This is a genomic window from Acidobacteriota bacterium (genome assembly GCA_034211275.1).
GTDB lineage: Bacteria > Acidobacteriota > Thermoanaerobaculia > Multivoradales > JAHZIX01 > JAGQSE01.
Genome location: JAXHTF010000272.1, coordinates 1 through 7,010 on the forward strand (window position 1 = coordinate 1; position 7,010 = coordinate 7,010).

The following is a 7,010-nucleotide window of genomic DNA, read 5'->3' on the forward strand; positions in this document are numbered from 1 at the left end:
CTCTCCCCGGACGAGGTGGACCTCTCTCAGCCGGTGGTGGTGGAGGTCAACGGTCGCCAGGTCTTCAGTGACACCGTCGAGCCCAGCAAATCAAGGAACTGCACACCATGGCTGGATCTGAGCGCACTCACGACATCGACCCCCAAGAAACCCGCGAATGGCTCGACGCGCTGGAGTCGGTGATTGCAGCGGACGGCCCCGAGCGGGCGCACTTCCTGCTGCGGGAGCTGGCGGCCCAGGCCATCCGCGGCGGCATCGCCCCACCCCGCGGCACCGCCACCCCCTACGTCAACACCCTGCGACCGCAGGATGAAGCGCCCCACCCCGGGGACCCGCAGATGGAAGAGCGCATTCTCAACCTCCTGCGCTGGAACGCCATGGCCATGGTGGTGCGCACCAACCGCAACTTCAGCGGCCTCGGCGGCCACATCGCCACCTACGCCTCCTCTGCCAACCTCTACGAAACGGGCTTCAACCACTTCTGGCACGGCCCGACGGAAGAACACCGCGGGGATCTGCTCTACATCCAGGGCCACTCCTCCCCGGGCATCTACGCCCGCGCCTTCCTCGAGGGCCGGCTGAACGAAGAGCAGCTCGAGGCCTTCCGCCGCGAGGTCCACCCGCCGGGCATCTCTTCGTATCCCCACCCGTGGCTGATGGGGGACTTCTGGCAATTCGCCACCGTCTCCATGGGCCTGGGACCGCTCCTCGCCATGTATCAGGCGCGCTTCCTCAAATACCTCATCGCCCGCGGGCTGACGGAGGACCACGACCGCACCGTCTGGGCTTTCCTGGGGGACGGCGAGACCGACGAACCGGAGAGCCTGGGAGCCCTCACCTTCGCCGCCCGGGAGCGTCTGGACAACCTGGTCTTCGTGATCAACTGCAACCTCCAACGCCTCGACGGCCCGGTGCGCGGCAACGGCAAGATCATCCAGGAGCTGGAGTCCATGTTCCGGGGCGCTGGCTGGAATGTCATCAAGGTGATCTGGGGCAGCGGCTGGGACCGGCTCCTGGCCCAGGACACCGAAGGCCACCTGCGCCGCCGCATGGAGCAGCTGGTGGACGGCGAGTACCAGCATTTCGCCGTCCACGGCGCTAGCTACCTACGGGAGCACTTCTTCGGCGCCTCGCCGGAGCTGGCGAAGATGGTCGAAGACTGGAGCGACGAGGAGCTCGCCACCCTGACCTACGGCGGCCACGATCTGCAGAAAATCTACGCCGCCTTCGATGCCGCCCGCCGCCACAAAGGCCAGCCGACAGTGATCCTGCCCAAGACCATCAAGGGCTACGGCATGGGTCCGGTGGGCCAGGGTCAGAACGCCACCCACCAGATCAAGACTCTGGAGAACGACGACGTGCTGGCCTTCCGGGACCACTTCCAGGTACCCATCGAGGCGGAGAAGGTCGCCGATCTACCCTTCTACCGGCCGCCGGAGGACAGCCCGGAGCGGCGCTATCTGGCGCAGCGGCGGGAGGAGCTGGGAGGCAGCCTGCCGGCGCGGGTCACCGAGGCGCCGAAGATCGAGGTGCCGGCGCTGGAGAAATTCAAGCTGCTGCTCAAAGACTCCGGCGACCGCGAGATCTCCACCACCATGGCCTTCGTGCGCTTCCTTTCCACCCTGGTACGGGACAAGGAGCTCAAGCCCCACCTGGTGCCCATCGTCGCCGACGAGGCCCGCACCTTCGGCATGGAGGGCATGTTCAAACAGCTGGGCATCTACTCCGCCGTCGGTCAGCTCTACGAGCCCATCGACGCCGAGCAGCTGATGAGCTACCGCGAGGAGGCGGACGGTCAGATCCTTCAGGAGGGCATCAGCGAAGCCGGCGCCTTCTCCTCCTGGGCCGCCGCCGGCACCTCCTATGCCAACCACGGCGTGCCCATGCTGCCGTTCTTCATCTTCTACTCCATGTTCGGATTCCAGCGCATCGGCGACCTCGCGTGGGCCGCCGCCGACATGCAGGCCCGGGGCTTCCTCCTCGGCGCCACCTCCGGCCGCACCACCCTCAACGGCGAGGGGCTGCAGCACCAGGACGGTCACAGCCACCTGCTGGCGGCCACCAACCCCTCCTGCCGCGCCTACGATCCGACCTACGCCTACGAGGTGGCGGTGATCATGCAGGACGGCATGCGCCGCATGCTCACGGAGCAGGAGAACGTCTTCTACTACCTCACCCTGCTGAACGAGAACTACCACCATCCAGCGCTGCCGGAGGGGTCCGAAGAAGGCATCCTCAAAGGCATGTACCTGCTGCGCAAGGGCGAGGGCCGCAAGAAGAAGCGCCGGGTACAGCTCCTGGGCAGCGGCTCCATCCTGCCGGAGGTGCTGGCGGCGGCGGATCTGTTGGCGGAGCTCGACGTGGTGGCGGACGTGTGGAGCGTCACCAGCTTCACCGAGCTGCGGCGGGATGGCCTGGCGGTGGACCGCTGGAATCTGCTGCATCCCGACGAGGAGCCCCGCACCGCCTACGCCACCCAATGCCTGCAGGGCCAGGCGGGGCCGGTGATCGCCTCCACCGACTACATGAAGGCTTTCCCGGACCAGATCCGGGCCTGGGTGCCGGGGCGCTTCTCGGTGCTGGGCACCGACGGCTTCGGCCGTAGCGACACTCGGGAAGCCCTCCGGGATTTCTTCGAGATCGACCGTAACTGGGTCGTCGTCGCCACTCTCAAGGCCCTGGTCGACGAAGGCGCCGCCGAGGTCTCGGAGGTGCACAAGGCGATGAAGCGATTCGGCATCGACCCGGAGCGCCCGGACCCCACCACCGTATGACCGTCGATCACGAGGCCGGACACCTCAGGGTCGCGGGACCAGGCATACCCGAACCGGGAAGACTGGGACCGGAAGCCAAGCAGAGCCGTAGAACCAGCTGAGAGCAACCACCGCGCGCAGCGGAGGAGGACCGTCGTGGGGCAGATCAAAGAAATCAAGGTTCCGGACATCGGGGACTTCGACGAGGTCGACGTCATCGAGGTGCTGGTAGCCAGCGGTGACGAGGTAGCGGTGGACGACCCGCTGATCACCCTGGAGAGCGACAAGGCCTCCATGGAGGTGCCGTCGACGGAGGCCGGGACCGTCCAGGACGTGAAGATCAGCGCCGGCGACAAGGTGGCCCAGGGCGCCGTCATCCTCACCCTCGAGGTCGCGGAAGGCGGCGAAGACTCCGCCGAGGAGAGCGGCGAGTCGGAGGAGGTCCCGCAGAAGGAAGAGGAGGAGAAAGAGTCCGAGCCGGCGGCGGACGAGCCAGCGCCGGAGGCTTCCAAGGCCGGAGACTCAAGATCCAGCGACTCGAAGAGCGGTGATTCGGAGACGCGTGATTCGAAGGCCGCTGCGCCAAGCGCCAGCGGCCCCGTGGACCGGGACATCGACCCCGAGACCTTCAAAAGCGCCCACGCCAGCCCCGCGGTGCGCCGCTACGCCCGCGAGCTGGGAGCGGATCTGAGCAAGATCGACGGCACCGGCCGCAAGGGTCGCATCCTCAAAGAGGACGTCCAAGCCTACGTCAAGAAGGCCCTTCAGGGCTCCGGCACCGGTTCGCCCGCAGGCACCGCGGCGGGCTCCGGCATCCCACCAATCCCGGCCCAGGACTTCAGCAAATTCGGCGAGATCGAGGAGCAGCCTCTCTCGCGCATCCGCCAGATCTCCGCCAAACACCTGCATCGCTCGTGGGTCAACGTTCCCCACGTCACCCAATTCGACGAGGCGGACATCACCGACCTGGAAGACTTCCGCAAGGCCCACAAGGAAGAAGCCGCCGCCCGCGGGGTCAAGCTCACCCCGGTGGCTTTCCTGCTCAAGGCCTGCGCCGGAGCGCTGCGGGAGTTCCCGGAATTCAACAGCTCCCTGCACCCCGACGGCGACCGCCTGATCCTCAAGCACTACGTCCACATCGGCGTCGCCGTGGACACCCCCGACGGGTTGGTAGTGCCGGTGATTCGGGACGTGGACCAGAAAGGCCTCTACCAGCTGGCGGAGGAGCTGGGGGAGGTCAGCGGCCGCGCCCGGGAGGGCAAGCTCACCCCCAAGGACATCCAGGGCGGGTGCTTCTCCATCTCCAGCCTCGGGGGCATCGGCGGTACCGCCTTCACCCCCATCGTCAACGCGCCGGAGGTGGCGATCCTCGGGGTCTCCCGATCCGCCCTCAAGCCGGTGTACCAGGACGGCGCCTTCGTGCCGCGGCTGATGCTCCCCTTGAGCCTGTCCTACGATCACCGGGTCATCGACGGCGCCGCGGCGGCGCGCTTCATCGTGCACCTCAGCGGGCTCCTCTCGGACCTGCGGCGGTTGCTCCTGTGATCCACCCCTCCGCGCAACCAAGGCTGAGAGCGAGACGACTATGAGCAAGATCATCGAGGTCAAGGTCCCGGATATCGGCGACTTCGACTCCGTCGACATCATCGAGGTGCTGGTGTCCCCCGGCGACCGGGTCGAGGCAGAGGACTCCCTCATCACCCTGGAGAGCGACAAAGCCTCCATGGAGGTGCCGTCCCCGCGGGCCGGCACGGTGAAGGACGTGAAGGTAGAGGCCGGCGGCCAGGCCGCCGAGGGCACGGTGATCCTCACCCTGGAAGTGGACGAGGCGGTTGCTGGAGATTCGGCAGCTTCCGCCGAGGCCGAGCCAGGCGCCGACGAGGACGCTGCCGAGAAAGCCCCCGAGGAAGCCAACGAGAAAGCCCCCCAGGAGCAGCGGCCGCAGTCCAAAGCCGAGACCGGCCAGGCCAACGACGAGCCGGAAGACCAGGGCGAGGGTGCCGACATCCGGGCCGACGTCGTGGTGCTGGGTTCCGGCCCCGGCGGCTACAGCGCCGCCTTCCGCGCCGCCGATCTGGGGCTCGACGTGGTGCTGGTGGAGCGCTACGAGAGCCTCGGCGGTGTCTGTCTCAACGTCGGCTGCATCCCCTCCAAGGCTCTGCTCCACGCCGCCAAAGTCATCGACGAGGCCCGCTCCTTCGCCGATCACGGCATCACCTTCGGCGAGCCGAAGATCGAGCTCGACCCGCTGCGGGAGTGGAAGGACTCGGTGGTTCACCGCCTAACCTCCGGCCTCGACGGCCTGGCCAAGCGCCGCAAGGTGCAAGTGGTCCACGGCGAGGGCCGCTTCACCCAACCCCACCGCCTGACGGTCACCCGCTCGTCCAAGAACGGCGATGGCGACGGCGACGGCGACGGCGAGAACGAGACCCAGGAGATCTACTTCCGTCATGCCATCATCGCCGCCGGCTCGCGGGTGGTGGAGCTACCCTTCATCCCCACCGACGACGAGCGCATCATGGACTCCACCGGCGCCCTGGAGCTGGCGGAAGTGCCACAGCGGCTGCTGGTGCTGGGGGGCGGCATCATCGGCCTGGAGATGGCGACGGTCTATGAAGCCCTGGGTTCGAAGATCACCGTCGTGGAGCTCATGGACAGCCTGATCCCGGGCTGCGACAAGGATCTGGTCAAGCCCCTCCACAAGCGCATCGCGAAGCGCTACGAGAACATCTACCTGAAGACCAAGGTCACCGCCGTCGAGGCCAAGAAGAAAGGCATCGAGGTCACCTTCGAGGGCGACGACGCGCCGGAGAAGGACACCTTCGACCGCGTGCTGGTGGCGGTGGGCCGGCGCCCCAACGGCGATCTGGTGGAGGCGGAGCTGGCCGGAGTCGAGGTGAACGACCGCGGCTTCATCCCCACCGACGAGCAGCTGCGCACCAACGTGAACCACATCTTCGCCATCGGCGACATCACCTCCCAGCCCATGCTTGCCCACAAGGCCATCCACGAGGGCAAGGTGGCGGCGGAAGTCATAGCGGGCGAGGCCAGCGCCTTCGACGCCCGGGTCATCCCCAGCGTCGCCTACACCGATCCGGAGGTCGCCTGGGTAGGCGTCACCGAGACCCGCGCCAAGGACGAGGGCATCCCCTATGAAAAGGCCTCCTTCCCCTGGGCCGCCAGCGGCCGCTCTCTGGCCATGGGCCGGGACGAAGGCAGCACCAAGCTGCTCTTCGATCCGGAAACCCATCGGGTCATCGGCGGCGGCGTGGTGGGACCCAACGCCGGGGATCTGATCTCCGAGATCGCCCTGGCCATCGAGATGGGCAGCGAGGCCGCAGACATCGGCCTCACCGTCCACCCCCACCCCACCCTGTCGGAGACCGTGGCCATGAGCGCCGAGGCCTTCGAGGGCACCCTCACCGACCTCTACATTCCGAAGCGGCGCAAGAAGGCCGCGTCGTCCCAATGAGGGGGCCGACGCCGTGAGCGAGGCGAAACCGTGAGCCTGCTCCAAACCCTGCGCCAGCTCCTCGGCGCCGAGGCCGGATCCCCCGACCCAACCGACGCGGCGGACCCGGTGCAGCTGGCCACCGCCGCTCTCTTCCTGCAGGTGATGCACTCGGACTTTCACGCCGACGACACCGAGCACCGCGCCGCCCGAGCGTCGCTGCAGGAGATCCTGGGCTTGTCGCCGGAGGAGACCGACGAGCTCCTCGACCTCGCCGCCTCCCAGGCCGAGGAGTCCGTCTCCCTCTATGAATTCACCCGCCCCATCCACCGGAACCTGACGCCGGAGCAAAAGCTCGAGGTGACGGAAGGCCTGTGGCGGGTGGTCTTCGCCGACGGCCACCTGGCCGCCGGTGAGAACCACATCATGCGCAAGATCAAAGGGCTGCTCCACGTGCCTCAGAAGGACTACATCGCCGCCAAGCAGCGCGCCCGGGCGCGCATCGTCCAGGCTCAGAACGAGGACGCTGCCGAGGAAGACCGGGAAGAAAGATCCTGAGCAGCTTTTCCTCCCCGACCCTTCGTAGCTACCCTGGCCAGCTCGGCATCCTGCGGCTGTCCCTGGCGGCGCTGGTCCTGATGGTGCTGGCCGCCCCTACGGCGCTCTTCGCCCAAACCTCTGCGGAGAATCCCAACGCCGAAGACAAGGCCGAAACCCCGCCCCGTGCCTCCCTCGCCGACTACCTCGGCTCCGGTGCCCACCGGGACTTCCTACCCCTGGACTTCGCCGACGAGCTGCTGCCGCAG

Annotated in this window: 5 protein-coding genes; all 5 read left to right on the forward strand. The window is 67.5% G+C overall.

What is annotated here, in order from left to right; translation table 11 throughout:
- Nucleotides 1-183, forward strand: a 183-nt coding sequence (locus SX243_24485) for a hypothetical protein (GenBank protein MDY7096145.1), incomplete at its 5' end; no start/stop codon positions are given.
- Nucleotides 108-2,774 carry a pyruvate dehydrogenase (acetyl-transferring), homodimeric type gene (gene aceE / locus SX243_24490; protein MDY7096146.1) on the forward strand — a complete coding sequence of 889 codons (2,667 nt, stop codon included), beginning with the start codon at nucleotides 108-110 and terminating at the stop codon, nucleotides 2,772-2,774. The genes SX243_24485 and aceE, both read left to right, overlap by 76 nt.
- A gap of 135 nt (nucleotides 2,775-2,909) precedes the next feature.
- Nucleotides 2,910-4,298 (forward strand): dihydrolipoyllysine-residue acetyltransferase, encoded by a 1,389-nt coding sequence (gene aceF / locus SX243_24495; protein MDY7096147.1) that lies wholly within the window; start codon nucleotides 2,910-2,912, stop codon nucleotides 4,296-4,298.
- 40 nt (nucleotides 4,299-4,338) lie between these two features.
- Nucleotides 4,339-6,225 (forward strand): dihydrolipoyl dehydrogenase, encoded by a 1,887-nt coding sequence (gene lpdA / locus SX243_24500; protein ID MDY7096148.1) that lies wholly within the window; start codon nucleotides 4,339-4,341, stop codon nucleotides 6,223-6,225.
- Nucleotides 6,226-6,255: 30 nt separating this feature from the next.
- Nucleotides 6,256-6,762: a TerB family tellurite resistance protein gene (locus SX243_24505; protein ID MDY7096149.1), complete on the forward strand. Its 507-nt coding sequence runs from the start codon at nucleotides 6,256-6,258 to the stop codon at nucleotides 6,760-6,762.
- Nucleotides 6,763-7,010: the final 248 nt, after the last annotated feature.